This window comes from Cyclobacterium sp. 10D3-21 (genome assembly GCF_055809755.1).
The window spans coordinates 1,356,358-1,374,638 of sequence record NZ_CM147924.1; the positions used below are offsets into that span (position 1 = coordinate 1,356,358).

13 protein-coding genes are annotated in these 18,281 nt (G+C 39.8%); 9 read left to right on the forward strand and 4 right to left on the reverse strand.

The window, feature by feature from the left end; genetic code table 11:
- Positions 1 to 15 precede the first annotated feature (15 nt).
- The 3 genes from dgoD to AC0L7T_RS05740 form a co-directional block, all read right to left on the reverse strand.
- Complete coding sequence (gene dgoD, locus AC0L7T_RS05730) at positions 16 to 1,284, reverse strand: galactonate dehydratase (protein WP_473341530.1); 1,269 nt, start codon at positions 1,282 to 1,284, stop codon at positions 16 to 18.
- A 368-nt stretch (positions 1,285 to 1,652) separates the two neighbouring features.
- Positions 1,653 to 3,191, reverse strand: a complete 1,539-nt coding sequence (locus AC0L7T_RS05735) for a SusD/RagB family nutrient-binding outer membrane lipoprotein (RefSeq protein ID WP_473341531.1) — start codon at positions 3,189 to 3,191, stop codon at positions 1,653 to 1,655.
- Positions 3,192 to 3,195: 4 nt separating this feature from the next.
- Positions 3,196 to 6,327, reverse strand: a complete 3,132-nt coding sequence (locus AC0L7T_RS05740) for a SusC/RagA family TonB-linked outer membrane protein (protein ID WP_473341532.1) — start codon at positions 6,325 to 6,327, stop codon at positions 3,196 to 3,198.
- 1,535 nt (positions 6,328 to 7,862) lie between these two features.
- Between AC0L7T_RS05740 and AC0L7T_RS05745 the strand changes: the two genes are divergently transcribed.
- A complete protein-coding gene (locus tag AC0L7T_RS05745; protein WP_473341533.1) occupies positions 7,863 to 8,033 on the forward strand; it encodes a hypothetical protein in 171 nt (56 codons plus the stop codon).
- A 1,291-nt stretch (positions 8,034 to 9,324) separates the two neighbouring features.
- On the opposite strand, the gene AC0L7T_RS05750 is transcribed toward AC0L7T_RS05745, so the two are convergent.
- Entirely contained in the window at positions 9,325 to 10,563 is a 1,239-nt protein-coding gene (locus AC0L7T_RS05750; protein WP_473341534.1) for a mandelate racemase/muconate lactonizing enzyme family protein, read from the reverse strand.
- Positions 10,564 to 10,814: 251 nt separating this feature from the next.
- Between AC0L7T_RS05750 and AC0L7T_RS05755 the strand changes: the two genes are divergently transcribed.
- From AC0L7T_RS05755 to AC0L7T_RS05790, 8 genes are all read left to right on the forward strand, one after another.
- The gene (locus AC0L7T_RS05755; protein WP_473341536.1) at positions 10,815 to 11,969 is read left to right on the forward strand and encodes a DUF4221 family protein; all 1,155 of its coding nucleotides are present in this window, start codon (positions 10,815 to 10,817) and stop codon (positions 11,967 to 11,969) included.
- Positions 11,970 to 12,237: 268 nt separating this feature from the next.
- Entirely contained in the window at positions 12,238 to 13,482 is a 1,245-nt protein-coding gene (locus AC0L7T_RS05760; protein ID WP_473341537.1) for a serpin family protein, read from the forward strand.
- A 345-nt stretch (positions 13,483 to 13,827) separates the two neighbouring features.
- Positions 13,828 to 14,097 (forward strand): hypothetical protein, encoded by a 270-nt coding sequence (locus AC0L7T_RS05765; protein ID WP_473341538.1) that lies wholly within the window; start codon positions 13,828 to 13,830, stop codon positions 14,095 to 14,097.
- 506 nt (positions 14,098 to 14,603) lie between these two features.
- Positions 14,604 to 15,194 carry a hypothetical protein gene (locus AC0L7T_RS05770; protein ID WP_473341539.1) on the forward strand — a complete coding sequence of 197 codons (591 nt, stop codon included), beginning with the start codon at positions 14,604 to 14,606 and terminating at the stop codon, positions 15,192 to 15,194.
- Between the two features lie 3 nt (positions 15,195 to 15,197).
- On the forward strand, positions 15,198 to 15,620 hold the full coding sequence (locus AC0L7T_RS05775) for a hypothetical protein (RefSeq protein WP_473341540.1): 423 nt from the start codon (positions 15,198 to 15,200) through the stop codon (positions 15,618 to 15,620).
- Between the two features lie 30 nt (positions 15,621 to 15,650).
- Positions 15,651 to 16,052, forward strand: a complete 402-nt coding sequence (locus tag AC0L7T_RS05780; RefSeq protein WP_473341541.1) for a hypothetical protein — start codon at positions 15,651 to 15,653, stop codon at positions 16,050 to 16,052.
- A gap of 141 nt (positions 16,053 to 16,193) precedes the next feature.
- The gene (locus AC0L7T_RS05785) at positions 16,194 to 16,802 is read left to right on the forward strand and encodes a hypothetical protein (protein ID WP_473341542.1); all 609 of its coding nucleotides are present in this window, start codon (positions 16,194 to 16,196) and stop codon (positions 16,800 to 16,802) included.
- Positions 16,803 to 17,206: 404 nt separating this feature from the next.
- Entirely contained in the window at positions 17,207 to 18,247 is a 1,041-nt protein-coding gene (locus AC0L7T_RS05790; protein WP_473341543.1) for a Fic family protein, read from the forward strand.
- Positions 18,248 to 18,281: the final 34 nt, after the last annotated feature.

Genomic DNA, 18,281 nt, shown 5'->3' on the forward strand with positions numbered 1-18,281 from the left:
CTTGGTTGGCGATTTCTACCAGTCCACTACTGACCCGTCCCTTGGGTCATAGGATTGAGGATTGGTCCAGTCATGTCCTAATTTGTCTTGTAGGGCATCTTCGTCTAGTTCTATGCCTAATCCTGGACCTTTGGGGATCAGTACCGTTCCGTCAGATTCAAGTTTGAAAGGTGTTTTTAAGTAGCCTTCTCCCAGTGTGACTTGCTCCTGTACCAGGAAGTTAGGCACACTCGCTGCCAAATGCAGGCCACAGGCCAGAGAAATAGGTCCCATTGGATTGTGCGGCGCAATGGCGGCGTAATAAGCTTCTGCCATTCCGGCAATCAATCTTCCCTCTGTTAATCCGCCAGCATGGCAAAGATCCGGCTGAACAATGCTTGCTGCGCCCTTTTCTAAAATTTCCCTGAAACCCCATTTGGTGAAAATTCTTTCTCCTGTAGCGATGGGCAGATGGGTACCTCTGGCAATTTCTGCCATCACATCCACATTTTGAGCCTGGCAAGGTTCTTCAATGAACATAGGTTGGTATTGTTCCAATTCTTTGATAAGGACCTTGGCTGTTTGTGGGGAGATGGATCCGTGAAAATCAATGCCAATATCCATCTCCGGTCCACCAGCTTCTCGAAGGGAAGCAAAATTGTCTGAAGCATATTGGATAAAAGCTGGGTTCTCCACTATCCTTGCAGGCTGTTTTTTTGCTACGCCGGTTTTGATGACGGTATAACCTTCCTGCTTCCTCTTTTTCATGTCTTCGGCATTGGAAGCACGGCCGTAAATTCTTACCCTGTCTCGGGTAGGTCCTCCAAAAAGCTCATACACAGGCACGCCGAGTAATTTGCCTTTGATGTCCCAGAGTGCATGGTCTATCCCGCTAAGTGCGGATGTCAAGATGGGACCTCCTCTATAAAAGGCATGGCGGTAAATCGCTTGCCAGTGATGCACTACATGTCTTGGGTCCTTGCCTATGAGGTAAGGTTCTAATTCTTTAATGGCGGTCTGTATGGTTAGTGCGCGACCTTCCAGTAATGGTTCACCCAATCCAAATACACCAGCATCTGTATGAATTTTGAGAAAAATCCAGCGTGGTTTCACTAAAAATGTTTCCAGTTTGGTGATTCTTACTTCACCTGCCTTAAAGTTGGTAGGGGTAGGTTTTTCAGCATAAGAAGAAATTGGAAGAAGTAAGCTCGTTCCTGCCAGTCCTAGTACTGATTGGATGGCATTCCTTCTTGTCACAAGGCCTGAAGCAGGCTTTTTTCTGACTATTTTGTCGCTTTTTTTCATCGATTATCGGGTTATTGTTTAAGTCTTAGTTTTATGTGTTGTTCGTTTTTTAAAATTTCTTAGGCTGGAATCCTTGCCATGAATGTTTTGGAACAGTGGTTTGTAATTTCGTTCCATGCCAAGACAGACTGATTCAGGGATTTTTGACTATTTAAACATGCATCTAAAAAATCCAACATTATAATTTTTCCATTGGGTAATAAATGGGTACGCTTATGTAATATTCTTCTTTTTTTGAATTGTAAGGCGCAAAAAGAAAGTTAGAATTTAGTACACAAATTAAACTATTAAAAGCCATCTGTGGAATAAGTCTTAGATTTTTGAAAAAAGAAGGGTACCTGTCTTTTTCAGACAAGTACCCTATCTGCTTAAGGTTGGTCCCACCAAACCCTTCGGTCCAGGTTATTGGGTCCTTGTCTGCTGATTGCTTCCTGCAAATTGGACCTGTTAACCACGGTTTCCGAATCAGGATAAGGCATGCTCCTAATAAAATCTCCAGTGATTTCAGAGCCGGCATAGGGGTTGGCTTCCAGGATTGGATAGCCACTTCTTCTGAAATTGGCAAATAACTCTGATCCGTCCAGGAAGGCGGAAATCCAATATTCAGTGTTGATCTGTTCCAATGCCATTTCACTTTCTAGTGGATGGTTGGTGATATAAGTTTCAGCATCCTGCTCCGAAACAGTAGCCTCTACATCATACAAAGCCATCTGTTCCATGTTTGCCCTTATCCCTTCTTCGTAGTAGGTGGAGGCATCGCCTTGTATCCATCCTCTAACGGCTGCCTCTGCCAGAAGCAGTTGGTTTTGGGAATAAGTAAGGAAAAACTGGGGAGAGTCTACTTTTAACACCGTATAAATATTTGCCTGTGTATAATCCCAAAGACTAACGACACCAGTTTCAGCTGAAACACTGTTGATGGAGACATCGTCGTGGCCCATGGGCATGCCGATTTGTAGGTCCGGGTCCCTGGTTATTCGACTTATTGTTTGACTAGGGCCATTAGTAGCGCCCACATGTCTGATGGCAATGGATACCAGTCTGGGGTCCTCATTGTCTTTAAGGTGATTTACAAATGGTTCGGTTAGGTAATAATTGGCCTTTTCCCTTGCACCCAAATGCACGCCTATGTAGTTGTTAAAGATGGACGTATTGCGAAGTACTGCATTTTCGTCATTGGAAGAAATCAAGCCTCCCGCTACGGCTTTTCCTACGTAGGTTTCTGCAGTGGAGGGGTCGACTTTAGTTAGGCGCATGGCGGCGCGCAGCATCAAAGAGTAGCCGAATTTCTTCCATTTCAAAGGATCACCACCATACAGGATCTCACTTGTGGAAGTTGGTTTGGAGGAGTCTAAGCCTGCTGTGGCTTCTTCCAGTTCCTTCAGTAGGTCCATGTAAATGGTTTCCTGACTGTCGTATTTTGGCGTGACTATTTGCTCTATGAAACCTTTGGCTCCTTCAAAATAAGGGATGTCACCATAGGTGTCAGTCAATACCATGAATGCATAGGCTTTCCAAATCCTCGCGGAATGATACAGGTTGGTATTTTCTGGATCCACCTTGCTTTTTTCTACCGCATCTACCGTATTCTTCAGGACATTTCTATAGGTGTTCGTCCATATATGTTGAGAATTGGACAGGTTCAATTGGTTGTAATTGGCGCCGGCAAGGGAGCTGCCAAAAGGAGTGATGATTTGTTGTACAATTCCAAAATTATAGGAGAGGTCTTGCAAGGAGCTTACACCATCTCTGTAGCGCATGTCAAGAATTCCCTGATTAAGTAAGAATAGTGGGTTTAAAGTAGTAGGGTCAACCAGATTGGTATTGATTTCGTCAAATTTCTCATCACAACTGAAAAATCCCACTGCCATAACCAGGCTCAAAAGGTATTTTGTTAGCTTTTTCATGGTTTTAAAATTTTGCGTTTAGGTTAAATCCCAGACTTCTGGTAGGTGGTAAGGCAGGCCAGAAATCCATGCCATTGGCATTGTCAGAGGTTACAGAAACGTTTTCCGGATCCATGTTTTGGGTCCATTTTTTCAGGATCAGCACATTGTTCGCTACACCACTTAGGCGCAATTGCTTGATGAAGAGTTTGTCAGGTAGGTGTTTACTGAAATCGTAGCTCAGTGAAACCTGACGAAGCTTCCAGAAACCGGCATTGCTCACCCAATCTTCATTGATTCCCAATACGTTTGTGGTTTCGTAGAAAGGCTGAATCAAAGATTGAGTGGTATTGATTTCTCCGTTAGGGTTGACACCATCACCCACCACATAGCCCTGGTCTCTGCCATCAAGGGTGTTTTTATGTAATCCATGTCGTAGGAAGTTTTGGTTTCTACCTGCGATCATCTTGTGTCCAAGTTTGAAGTCAATCAAGGCGTATAAACTCAATCCTTTATAGGTGAAAGTGTTAGAGATTCCCCCAAAGTATTTAGGCAAAACAGAGCCCATATTTTGAGGCTCATCATTGCGGAGAGGTCGCCCACTGTTTTCATCAAAAACCATTCTGCCTTGGTCATCCCTCAAATAGGTAAAGGTGTAAAGTTGACCGATAGGCTGACCTACCACCTGGCGGAGAATTCTTCCTCCTCCAGAGCTAACGGTGATCATGGTGTCGGCTTCAGATACACCTAGTTGTAATACCTCTGAGGTATTGTAAGTGGCATTGACACTGGCGTCCCAGCGGAAATCCTGGGTGCGAAGAGGGGAGCCCGATACCAGAACTTCCAGTCCCTTATTCATGCTTCGGCCAATATTTACCAATTGATTGGTGAAGCTGGAAGCATCTGAGATCTGTGTGGCAAGAATTTGATCGTTGGTGATTTTGTGGTAATAAGCAAAATCAAAATTGATTTTCTCGTCAAATAACCTAAGTTCCATTCCGATCTCAGTCTCTTGTACCCTTAGTGGTTTTAAGTTGGTGTTGGGTACTGTGCTGGCATTGACCCTGCCTAGAGGAGAAGGAAGTCCGTCGGGATTTGGGAAAAGGTTATTGTCCACCGCATAAAATAGCGCATTGGAATAGGGGGAAACATTGTCATCTCCCACTTCTGCATAAGCAACTCTTAATTTGCCGAAATACAACCACTCGGGAAGGTTTTGGAAAGCTTGTGAAAACACGAAGCTTGTTGCGGCAGAAGGGTACATGATGCTCCTGTTGGCTGGCGCTAAAGTCGAAAACCAATCGTTTCTGGCTGTTAAATTAAGGAAAAGCCATTCTTTATAAGAGAATTCACCCAGTCCATACAAGGAGTTGATCTTTTTTTCAGAAAGGCTGTACAAAGGATCTTTTACCCTGCCGTTCATAACGGTGTACAGGTTAGGGATCACAAAATCTTTTACGGCCACACTGTTGTAATCCATCCTTACATAGCGCTGGTTTCCACCGAAGGTCAGGTCGATATTGAAATCCCCAAAACCGCGGTTTGCACCAATTAAGAAGTCATGGTTGGTTTCCCTGAATCTTCTGGTGTCCTGTGTGTAGCTACCATTTACAAAACCTGCAGGTGCAGGAGGTATAGGGGCATAACCATTGGGGGTGTTGTAGTCATTGTCTCTGACATAAAAATCCATGGAGAGGCGACCCATAGCATATAGCCAGGGAGTGAATTGGTAATTAAGGGATACATTGCCAATAAGACGGTCTCTTTTCACATTGTCAAATCGCTTAGAGGTGGAGTAGTAAGGATTGTTCCTTACGAGGAATCTTGCCATTACTATTTCATCTCCATTGGGGTAGGTGATGTTGTTTCTCAATGCCTCAAAAGGCATGGAATTGGCCAGAGTCATGATCACGGTTGCCGAAGAGAAATCCTGGGCATTGACCTGAGGAGGATTCTGGTTTGCCTCATGGGAATAATTGGCATTTCCAGAAGCCGTAAGCTTAGGCGTGATGTTTTGAGAAAAGCCAAGGTTGATGGTTTTTCGGTTTAATTCTGAGTTAGGGACAATGCTTTTGTTGTCAGTGTTGGCAAATGATAGGCTAAAACCTCCATTGTCTCCACTATTGGCCACTGTTACCGTATTGGTCCAGTTGGTACCTGTGTTGTAAAATTGTTTGATTCGGTCATATACAGGTTCGTAGGGCCATTCTTCGTTGTCAAAAAGAATCTGGGTCATTCCGGGTTCAAATTTCTCTCCGAAACTCCAGACACCTGAGGTAGGGTAGGCGGTAGTAGGCCTTACACCTCCTTCTCCCTGTCCATATTCGTATTGAAAATCTGTAAAGTCAAGCGGTGTGTCGGACGTAAAGTTGGAGTTGATTTCTACCCCGAGGCCCTTACTTGCGTTTTTGCTTTTGGTGGTGATCATGATGACACCATCTTTGGCTCGGGATCCATACAATGCTCCGGCGGTCGCTCCTTTCAAGACGGTTAATGTTTCAATGTCATCAGGGTTAATGCTTAGCAATCCGTCTCCACCATCTGAGTTATTCAATTGGCGATCACCAAAATTGCCGCCAAGAGAATAATTGGAATTGTCCATAGGGACCCCGTTAATTACTACCAGTGGGTTGTTTTGTCCACTGAAGGAAGACTGGCCTCTTATTCGGATTTTACTTGTGCCTCCTGGGCCGGTGGACATTGATGAGATGTTTACACCAGCGATTTTACCTTGAAGCGCATCGGCGAAATTTGGCGTTCTGTTATCTGAAACCAGTTCACCATCCAGAGTGGTGGTAGAGAATCCCAGTGTTTTGGCTTCTCTTTTTATACCCAATGCGGTTACCACTACTTCCTCCAGACCAATGTCATTTATGTTTAACGTTACGTTAATGGTTGTTCTGTTTTGGATATCAATGGATTGAGATTCGTAGCCTATAAAGGAAAAAATTAAGGTCGAATTCGGTGCTGCGTTTAAGGTGAATTTCCCGTCAATGTCTGAGACGGTTCCTTGTGAGGTGCCACTAATCATGATGCTGGCCCCTGGAATGGGCTCCTCATTAGCATCTGTCACTGTTCCAGAAATACTATTGTTCTGGGCGTAGATCTGGCCATACCAAATCATTGTCAGAAAAAGCAAAAGTACTTTGTTTTTCATAATTTAGGTTGTTTTGGGTTGAATAATATTAAATAGCTATAGCAAAAAACATATTTATGAACCTATATGAATGCATAAAATAAATATTTAATTAGATTTTAGATGCTTTATAATTCTAAAATTTAAAATAAGTACTTTTTATAGCTGTTAAAGTGTTCTATATTTATGTTTATTTTGCTATAAGCTTTATTAATTAATTACCCAATATATTAGTATTCATTAAAACAAACAATTTATGATTGTTAAAATGTATTTGTAAGAATTAATATGGTGTATTAATTAATTTTTGAAGAATTATTCTATAGAAAAAATAGAAATTTACTTATATTAAATTATGAATTAAATTCGAATATTTATTCCAAAAACATTGTTAATCAAATAATCTATTGTACTAAAAGTTATATGTGATTTGATTGAAATAATTAAGTCCTTAATTTAATGGGGCTTAGGTTCTGTTGAAAAGGAATGTTAGGTCAGCGATCTCCGGTCGGGATTTTGTCAGTATTGTTGCAGAAAAAAAAGCAACAATACCGCCAAAATCGGGTTGTTTTTATCGTTTTGACCAAGGCTTCACAGCCTTGGCTACAAAAATGACACCCCTATGGGGTTTTTGGGATTCGTTGAGTATTGCCGCCAATATTACCATAGGCTATAATGCTAAAATCGTATGTCTTTTAACGATGGGCTTCACCCATCGCTGGTAGATATTTAGAATATAGGGTTCTTACAAAAAATAAAAACACAAGCCGACAGCCCGAAATATCACAGTCATAGGTGTAACCGTGGCTCAGGAAATACGCATTAAATGATTTTGTCAGCATTGTTGCAGAAAAAAAAGCAACAATACTGCCAAAATCGGGTTGTTTTTATCGTTTTGACCAAGGCTTCACAGCCTTGGCTACAAAAATTTCACCCCTACAGGGTTTTTGGGATTCGTTGAGCATTGCCGCCAAAATTACCTTAGGCAATAATGCTAAAATCGTATTTCTTTTAACGATGGGCTTCACCTATCGCTGGTAGATATTTAGAATATAGGGCTCTTATAAAAAATAAAAACACAAGCCGACAGCCCGAAATATCACAGTCATAGGTGTAACCGTGGCTCAGGAAATACGGTAAATGATTTTGTCAGCATTGTTGCAGAAAAAAAAGCAACAATACCGCCAAAATCGGGTTGTTTTTATCGTTTTGACCAAGGCTTAACAGCCTTGGCTACAAAAATGACACCCCTATGGGGTTTTTGGGATTCGTTGAGCATTGCCGTCAATATTATCTTAGGCAATAATGCTAAAATCGTATGTCTTTTAACGATGGGCTTCACCTATCGCTGGTAGATATTAGAATACAGGGCTCTAATAAAAAATAAAAACACAAGTCCACAGCCCGAAATATCACAACCAGAGGTATAACCGTGGTTTAGGAAATACGCATTAAATGATTTTGTCAGTATTGTTGCAGAAAAAAAAGCAACAATACCGCCAAAATCGGGTTGTTTTTATCGTTTTGACCAAGGCTTCACAGCCTTGGCTACAAAAATGACACCCCTACAGGGTTTTTGGGATTCGTTGAGCATTGCCGACAATATTACCATAGGCTATAATGCCAATCATATCTTACCTTTTTCTGACCATTGGCATGCGCCCATAGTTTTCATTTTTTCAGATCCTACGAAAATATTCAATACAGGTAGAAAGTTTATTGGGTAATTCAAAGTACCCAAGGAAAGGGTGTAATACCAATTGTGACTTGAGCACCAATTCCTGTAAGGGCGATAAAAAGCGGGGAGAAATTCCAAGCTCCGAAGGTTGCCCATCCTAATGTAAAGCGAAGCCCTTGTTACAGGATTCAAATAGAAACCGAGACCTACAATTTGTTGATTTGTGCAAAGAGAATATTATGTCACCCTTCCAGGGCTTGTAAAATCGTATGTCTTTTAACGATGGGCTTCACCTATCGCTGGTAGATATTAGATTACAGGGCTCTAATAAAAAATAAAAACACAAGCCGGCAGCCCGAAATATCACAGTCATAGGTATAACCGTGGCTCAGGAAATACGCATTAAATGATTTTGTCAGCATTGTTGCAGAAAAAAAAGCAACAATACCGCCAAAATCGGGTTGTTTTTATCGTTTTGACCAAGGCTTCACAGCCTTGGCTACAAAAATGACACCCCTATGGGGTTTTTGGGATTCGTTGAGTATTGCCGCCAATATTATCTTAGGCAATAATGCTAAAATCGTATGTCTTTTAACGATGGGCTTCACCCATCGCTGGTAGATATTTAGAATATAGGGCTCTTATAAAAAATAAAAACACAAGCCGACAGCCCGAAATATCACAGTCATAGGTGTAACCGTGGCTCAGGAAATACGCATTAAATGATTTTGTCAGCATTGTTGCAGAAAAAAAGCAACAATACCGCCAAAATCGGGTTGTTCTTATCGTTTTGACCAAGGCTTAACAGCCTTGGCTACAAAAATGACACCCCTATGGGGTTTTTGGGATTCGTTGAGCATTGCCGTCAATATTACCATAGGCTATAATGCTAAAATCGTATGTCTTTTAACGATGGGCTTCACCTATCGCTGGTAGATATTAGAATACAGGGCTCTAATAAAAAATAAAAACACAAGCCCACAGCCCGAAATATCACAGCCAGAGGTATAACCGTGGTTTAGGAAATACGCATTAAATGATTTTGTCAGTATTGTTGCAGAAAAAAAAGCAACAATACCGCCAAAATCGGGTTGTTCTTATCGTTTTGACCAAGGCTTCACAGCCTTGGCTACAAAAATGACACCCCTACAGGGTTTTTGGGATTCGTTGAGTTTTGCCGTTAATATTACCATAGGGAGTATATTAAGCGATAACAATGGAAATGGAATACTAAAACCATTGAAGAATGAAACCTAGGTTGTGATTTTGTCAGTATTGTTGCAGAAAAAATCAACAATACCGCCAAAATCTTAAGTTCTTTGATTACTTAAAACCATTTCCTACCAATTGTGAATGGCGCCATCAGGGCTTTTTAGGTAGGGATGCGTAAACTCGGTGTTTTTTGTGACCTCAAACAAAAGCGATGCTTTTTCTGGGGAGAAAATCACACCAAGCCCGGGACGGTCATTCAGATGAATTTTACCCTCCCTGAAATCAATAAAATCCTCATTAAAATAAGTGGGTTTCTCAGGTTCTCCGCCTGCCAATTCTATCATGCATCGGGTGGGGCTGGAGGATCCCAAGACATGCACAAGTGCGGCTGTAGAAAGCGGGCCGGTAAAATGTGGAATGATGCCAACATAATGGGTCTCCCCAATCGCTATTATTTTCTTTATTTCGCTAATCCCTCCCGTATTTGGTAGGGTGACCCTGCTGTAATCTATCAAGTGGTTTTCCATCAGCACATTGCTGTCCCAGCGATCGCCAAATTGCTCTCCCACTGCTATGGGCACTTTGGTCATGTTTCTGATGGTCCGGTAAACTTCAGGATTTTCAGATCGGATGATGTCCTCAACAAAATAGGGTTCCAATTCTTCCAGCGCATCACAGATTTTTATCGCTTCTGTCGTATCAAAGCGGGTGTGTAGGTCAATGGCCCAATTCCCACTTCCGCCCACAGCTTTATCTAGCCTTTGACAAGTTTCAATGGTTTTTTTACTATTTTCATAAAAATCAAAAGGCAAGTCCCCATTGCCACCGGTAGGGCCTATTCTATAACACCTTAGCCCTGCTTCAAGACAGTCCTGTGCCTGGCCTTCCATTGTTGAAGCATTGCTTTTGCGGAATCCAGTGGCATAGCATTCTACATAATTACGTGTTTTCCCACCCAATAATTCGTAAACAGGAACTCCCAAAGCTTTGCCTTTAAGGTCCCATAGTGCCATTTCTATGGCGCCCACTCCATGGAGCTTCTCACGGCCGGGAGGGTAGAACATTCCTCTATAAAGGTATTGCCAAAGGTGTTCGATTCTGAATGGGTCTTCGCCGATAAGCATTTCAGCACATTGCTTGACCATGTCAGGGGTGCCGCCCTCGCCGATCCCGATTAATCCGGAATCTGTTTCTATTTCTACGATGCCTCTGGCCTGATTAAAAAGAGGCTTGTTATAACCTGGGGCAGCATAATAGCGGATTTTTTTGATTTTGAAATCAGATCGAGCGTGGCTTGAAAAAGGTATTCCGGAAAATAAAGCGACGGAACCAAGGCCACCAAGCTTTAAAAATTGTCTTCTTTCCATAATTAATGTAGGGTTTATTGCTAATGAAGGGCTTAATCTTCTAATTTAATCTTAATTATGCAAATACTATCGGGTTAAATTAAGTTTTGACCTGGTTTGATTGAGCGTTCCAGGAAGTCCTATTAAGTAATGGCATGCCTGAACGCATTTTTGCCCAACAAAGGGTTCATATTCAAAGATGAAGTGAGGTGAATATTGCAAAGAGACAATTATTTTTTTAGTTTTAGATTGAAGGTTAACAAATGTGTTTTATGAAATGGAATCTGTTTTGCTATTGTCTAGTACTACCCCTCTTGTTTATTGCCTGCCAGAATAACAATGAGAAAGGGGAACTGAAATTGAAAGTTGTGGATGAAATTACTTTTGAAACGGACAGTCTGGTACCTGTCAATCCGGGGCATATTCAGTTTTTGGAAACTGATTCGGGTTCTCAAATATTTCTATACAATTATTTTAAAAAAATATACCAATTTTATTCCTATCCTGAGGGAAAGTTGGTGAAAGAGGTCCCCTTATATTTAGAAGGCCCCAATAGCGTCAAGCCATTTTCGGGTGGAGTACTCACTGCTGAAGACTCCATTTGGATTGTTAAAAGAGCACCTCCAGGAATAAAGCTAATCAATTTTGAAGGGGAGGTTCAACTAGAAAAGTCCATTGAAAATTCACTTTTCCCTGTTTCTCATATAGGTGTTTCCTCGGGAACCCCGCTTTACCAAATAGGTAATGAGGTATATGGTGCGCAGCCACTTTTTATGGGGCATCATGACATGGATAAGGCGGACATTCAAAAGCACCAGCTGGTATACAGTTATGATATATTAGAGGATACCGCGCAGTGGTATGATGTTTTTTACAGGGAAGACTATTGGGGAAAGGGGAAAAAGATCAGCGGGTATTCCTGGGCAAAAAGAGCCGATAAAATTTATATTGCGGCCTTGCATGATCATGAAATCCAAGTTTTTGACACGAAATCGGGTAAGGTTATCAATAGGAAACAGGTTAAATCTGAAACGGTCAATAATTTTCATTATGTAAATGAAATGGCACCTAATCCTAGGGCAGCTTTGGAAGGAAGGATAAAATATGACCAATATGGTGCCCTGATTTATGATCCTTTTAGAGATGTTTTTTATAGGGTCACCACACCGGCAGTAGAATATGACCCGGAGGCTTCAGATGAAGATTTAAACAGGCTGAACTATCACCGCCCCTACACCGGTATCATGGTTTTGGACAAAGAACTTAATTTATTGGCTGAACATACTTTTGACGCTTTCGAAGTTTATGTTGGCAACAATTATTTTGTCAGGGAAGATGGCTTGTACCTTTCTAGAAATAACCAGTTTCATGCTGATTATGATGAGGGAGTTTTCAGGTACCTGGTGGTCAGGTTCGAAAAGGAGTAAAAGTGAAATCTAGCTAAAGGCCGTTTAAATCCCCCTTGGGGAAGTTTCAGCCAATGTGTTTTAACGCTGAATTTTTAGAATTTATAGGTACTGTTGAAATGTTAAATCAGGAACGTACTCGTAAATCCTAAAAAACCAAAATCCCCCTTTTGAAAGGGGGAATTAGTTATTTCAATCCGGAATTGGAAGACTATTTTGGTTTTTTCAATTTTCATTGTAGCATTTCCTCACAGCTTTCCGTATAGGTGATAAATAAATTCCAAAAATCATGAAAATATCTACTGCTTTGTTCTGTTTATTCGTATTTACCGCTTGTAACTGGGGTGAAGAGGAGGAGATCGACCTTAAGCCCAATATCCGGCCTTTGCAGGTTCAGGAGCAAGAGATGGTTTTGAGCAGCTCCCAGTTTGCCTTCGATTTGTTTCATGAACTTCAGAAGAAGGAGGATGTCAATCAGTTTTTTAGTCCCTACAGTGTGCATCAGGCACTCGCCATGGCCATGAATGGCAATGAGGGCGAGATTGAGGCAGAATTCATGCGGGTTTTGAGATTTGAGGGGATGGAATTGGAAGAAGCGAATCAAGCAGCAAAGTCTCTGACCAATTATTTGTTGGCACTTGATCCCAAGGTGAGGTTGGCTATCGCCAATGCCATTTGGTACAGGCAGGGCTTGGAATTGAATCAGGAGTTTGCAGCAGATGTCAGGGACAGTTTCAGTGCAGAGATTGCGAGCCTGGACATGTCCAACCCACAATCCAAGGACATAATTAATCAGTGGATCGAAAACAATACCAATGGGATGATCAAAGATATGCTTGACGCAGTTTCTCCGGATGCAGCCATGTACTTGGTTAATGCAATCTATTTTAAAGCGGATTGGAAGTATCGTTTTGATGTTGGTAATACGAAGAAAGCACCTTTTTATACCGCTTCGGGTCAGGAAGTAGAAGTGGACATGATGGAAATGTCTTCTCCGGCCGGGTTGAGGTATTACGCTGATGGCGCATTGGAGTACCTGGAAATCCCATATAGCACCGGGCAGTATACCATGGGTGTAATCATGGATAAGGATTTTGAATTGGACAATAAGATGGAGGCTTTTACTTTGGAAGACCTCGAGCATTTTAGAGCCAATGCGGATACCTCAAATTTTATCCTAAAGATGCCCAAGTTTAAGATGGGGTATAGAATAGACAATTTGAAAGAACAGCTACAGAATTTAGGTTTGGTAAAACCATTTGTGCCCAGTCCTATTAATTTCAGTAAGCTCTTTGTGAATCCAACCGCACCAATGGCGATCAGTAGGGTGATTCACGAGGCGGTTATTGAAGTCAGTGAAAAAGGTACAGAAGCTGCTGCGGCCACTGTGGTGGAAATCGAGTTAACCAGTGCAGGTCCTTCCCAACCAAGGATTTTTAGTCTGGACAAGCCCTTTGTCTTTTTTATTCAGGAGAACAGCAGTGGAGCGCTTTTGTTTGTGGGTAAACTTGGAGATCCTGGGGTATTGGACTAGACCAAAAATACCAACATAAAACCATGCCAAAGCCACCAAGATTAATTTCTGGTGGCTTTTTGTATATAGACTGGCTTTCGGGCTTATTGCTTCTAAATTATGGAAGTGAGAAAAGCGTAGGCCTAAGTATATTCTGTTTTTTGGTAAAAGTAATGTCCATTTATGTCATTTTTCTGACCGTTTTTAATTAATTCCATTAAGATTTTAGTATTTACAATGGTTTGGTTGGCCTAAATTGTTAATTTAAGGGGAAGGTAAAGGAAGGAGTGGTGTGCATAGTCGATATATACGTAACTCCTGGGCTAAAATGTGTTTATATACAATTGTTGTGCCTAATTAAAAAAAATGGAAATCGCACTTATAATGATGATACCACTTGGAGTATGGATGATTAGTCTTTATTGGCTGTCTAGGTGGACAAAATTTTGGACGTTTTTCTTGATTAACTTGATTCTTATGGTTGGCTATCTGACTTGGCTGACACAATCGAAGATTGAATTTTTGGGACATGATGAATATGGACTAGGACAATTGTTCTTGATTGCTGCTGTCGTTCTAGGACACATTCTTGCAGGTTTCATATTCGCTTTTTTCAAACGCAGACAATTAGGATGATTAAAAATCTCATCATACTGACCTTAAGTTTGATTCCCTGCTTGCTTGTTTATGGCTACGTCAAGGAGCACGGAGACATGAATGCAGGCGGAATGTATCTAGTTGTTTTTTTTATTCCTTGTATGATTGCCATTATTGCGACTCTTGCTTTGACAGCATTGACACAGAATCTCTTAAGCTTGAAGAAGTTTAGCTACATTATTCCACTACTGTTATTGATAATCGTAATGTTCTACCCAATAGAAAATTGGAGACCCATATTAGCCGTGACAATCATTGTTTCGATAATCATGAATTTTGGATTAACTGAAATACGAAAAAAAATAAAAACTAAGCACAACATCACCTAAGAAAACATGCGGGATCCCGTTAAATTGAAGATGATTATCTTCCACTCAAATCACGGCTAAATGGTCATTAACGTGTTCCAAAAACCGCACGTTTCTTAGCCATGGCGTTACCAGCAAGGCGGAGACAGTGCTACTAAATAAACTTTATTGCTAAAAATGAAAAGATTCCAAGATAAAAATTATGGATTAGGCCACTTTGAAAATGAAATATATATTCAATGTCCAAAATGTCAATTAAGAGCAATTGTTTCAAGAGACGAACCAAGTTACCTCTCCACTAGGCGGATTAATTGTCCAAATTGTTCATATACTCAGATTGGAAGAAAAGAATCATACAAAGTTGAGTTAAATTGTAAGTGTTCAAATTGTGCAGAGGATATAAAATTTAGTATCCCAAGTGTCAATGAAAAGAAAGAGGAAGTAGCATTAAAGTGTTCGAAGTGTGATGAGACAAACAACTACAAGCCGAGGAATATTAGACTTGAGTGGATTTATGAATATAACGGAAAACCTACAGACCCTTATTTTCAACTTCCTCTGTGGCTAACACAGTCAGTTAAGGGAAATACTTTGTGGGCATATAATTATGACCATCTTTCATACTTGAAAGAATACATATCGGCAGATTTGAGAGAGAAGTATGGTCGTAGTGGCTGGACAATGGTTGAAAAACTCCCCACTTGGATGACTTCTGGAAAAAATAGAGAAGCTGTTTTAAAAGGAATAAATAAACTTGAAAAAAAATAAATTGTGGCAAATTTAAAACAGACTGATAAATTAATACTTGAAAACCTATTTGATATGGGCGGTGGCTATGTCTTAGATTTTTCCAACACAACATTTCAACAGTTTGTATACGACACATGTAAAATTGATATTTATAATTCAAAATATGAAGTGTATGGTGATTCAAAGGCAAAAAGACTAAGAGCTTTTTGGCAACTGGAATCAGATAAGCAGGTTGGCATACTGACAAATGAGATGCTTGCTTATTGGAGAGCAAAGAAGAAAATTAATAATGAGGAGCTTACTAAAAGTGAAGTTCAAATATTTAATGATAGTCTTACACTTGCAAATAAATTAAGAGGAGTATCAAAAAAGACTAATAATAATTCTGAAACATCTGAAAGTGATTTTCTGAAAAAGGAATTTAAAAACCTTGCTATTGATTAATTGGGAATTGACAGTGGCGTAATTGAAATCTTGAAATCAAGATTAAATGAAATTAGAAAAAGTATTCAAAGCGAATCTTCTCTGTCGGTAGTGATAATGTGTGGAAGTGTTTTAGAGGGGATTCTATTAGGAACTGCTACTTCAAATATGAAAGAATTCAATCAATCAACTGCAAGCCCTAAAAATAAAGAAACAGGTAAGGTTCTTTCATTTCAAGACTGGACATTAAACAATTTGATAGATGTTGCTTATAGTGTTGGATTACTTGGATTAGATGTACAGAAATTTAGTCACTCATTGAGAGATTTTAGAAATTATATTCATCCATATCAACAAATGATTAGTGGATTTTCACCTGATATTGATACAGCAAAAATATCATGGCAAGTTTTACAAGCTGCTATTAGTGATTTGATTAAGAATAAAAAATAATAAAGCCCAGCTGGTAACAATGTATAAAAATAATAGCCGAGACAGTAGTAAATTCAAGGGTTGTAGCTCGCTCCAACTTTTGTGTAACTTGACAGCTAAGTGCCACGCAATCGGCTACACTTACCGTTGGCAACAATTAAAATGAAGAAGAAATCCAAATACATAATCGGAGCAGCGACACTGATTTTAATCGCATCTATATTTCTCCCAAGCAGGCTGACTTCTTATGATTTGGAAACCATTATTTCGTTCGCAAAAACTGACCAAATTGGATATTCCCCTTATATTTTGCTGCTTTTTCCAATTGCATTAATACTCGTTCTGACTAAAAATCTAAAAGCAGGATTTATTGTCTCAGCCCTACTACTGCTGACTAATACGACCTTATTTGAAGATCTTCTTTATGTGGTTTTCCATAAATCTGACCTGACTCTTCTAATACTCTTAGACAGGTCACTTCCCTTTTTACTATTCTCAGTAATCTTTATAAGTCTGTTTTATCAAGTAGTTAAGAAGAAAAGTTGGATATGGTACGGGACATTCATCTGCATTTTGATTGCAAGTTACATTTGGTTAAACGACAGTAACTGTACGATAAAATTCATATCAGATATGGGAATAAAGACTTACGATTTAACGATATGGTTCCAAAATTGCGGGACTTATTATGCATGGTGGACTGCACCGATTTTATTGAACATTGGACTATTTAATAAAATAAAAACTGTAGCCAACACTAAGAAAAAATGAATTAAAACGCATTTTACATTAAACGTTAGTGCGCCACGAAGTGGGATTTATCCAGTAGGTGTAAATCCTACCAGGGCAATAGACTGTTCACCCTGAAGAAAAGCGGACAGTAAATTTCGTGAGGAATTCGCTGAAGCTCCGATGTTTCAAATACTTAAGCCGCAATGCGCAAGTGTGAACCCGTTGTAGCTTCAATAATTGTACCCATAGATTTGGGGACAGTTTTGAATCCGATTTTTCGGGAGAACCCTGTCCTACTACAAAGATCAACAGTCATTTGATTTGTAGTAAACTAGCAGGACACAAGTAGGCTATCAGGCTATACGCTACTATGTCAATTACCGAATCAAAAATAGCTCATATCGTATCATACCGTATCAGTAATTTTTGTATCTTTGATAGTAATGAGCCAAAAAATATACAATTTCGAAATTGATCTAAATTGGAAGTTAATATCCCAGCTTAGTCAAATAGATAGATTTGATGCTTCTTGGACGGCACTTGAAAAACGAGAAAAGCAGAATCTTAGCCAATTGAAAGCGTTTGCAACCATTCAAAGTGTAGGTTCTTCAACGAGAATCGAAGGCTCTCATATGAATAATGATGAGGTTAAAGCCTTAATCCAGAATATTAAGCTATCACAAATTGACGATAGGGATAGTCAAGAAGTTGCAGGGTACTATAATGTACTAAGTATTATAACGGATTCCCCTAATGAAATCACCATTTCGAAAAGTGCTATAAAAAACTTACACAATCAATTATTAAAAATAAGTGAAAAGGATAAATGGCATAAAGGGGAATATAAGCAACACAGTAACGCAGTGGAAGCAAACTTTCCAGATGGTAGTAAGCAAGTAATTTTCAGAACCACCGAACCAGGATTTGCTACTGACGATGCAATGAATAGTCTAATTAACTGGTACAATCGAAAATCTGAAACGCATCATTTAATCAAAGTAGCTTTATTCGTATATGAATTCCTAAGTATTCATCCATTCCAAGATGGTAACGGCCGATTAAGCCGCTTACTGACAACATTGTTACTAATAAAAAATAACTATATCTGGATTCAATACATAAGCTTCGAGCATGAAATTGAAAATCGTAAGAAAGAATATTATAATGTTCTCAGAAATTGTCAGGCACAACGACCTAATGAAAATATATCAGAATGGGTGAATTTTTTTTTAGATTCACTAATAAAGATTCAAATTAAACTCGATAAAAAATTAGAAATTAAAGCAACCACTGCAAAACTGTCACCACGAGATAGGTCCATATATTTATTTATTTCGTCAAATCCAGGATGTAAATCTGGAGAAATATCAGCAAAACTTATTATTCCTAACCCAACAACCAAGAGGATATTAAGTCAAATGATTAAAGATGAAATAATCGAAAAATTTGGAAAAGGACCCGGGACAAATTATGCTATAAAATGAAATCAGACACATAACAAACGCTGGTCGGAGCATA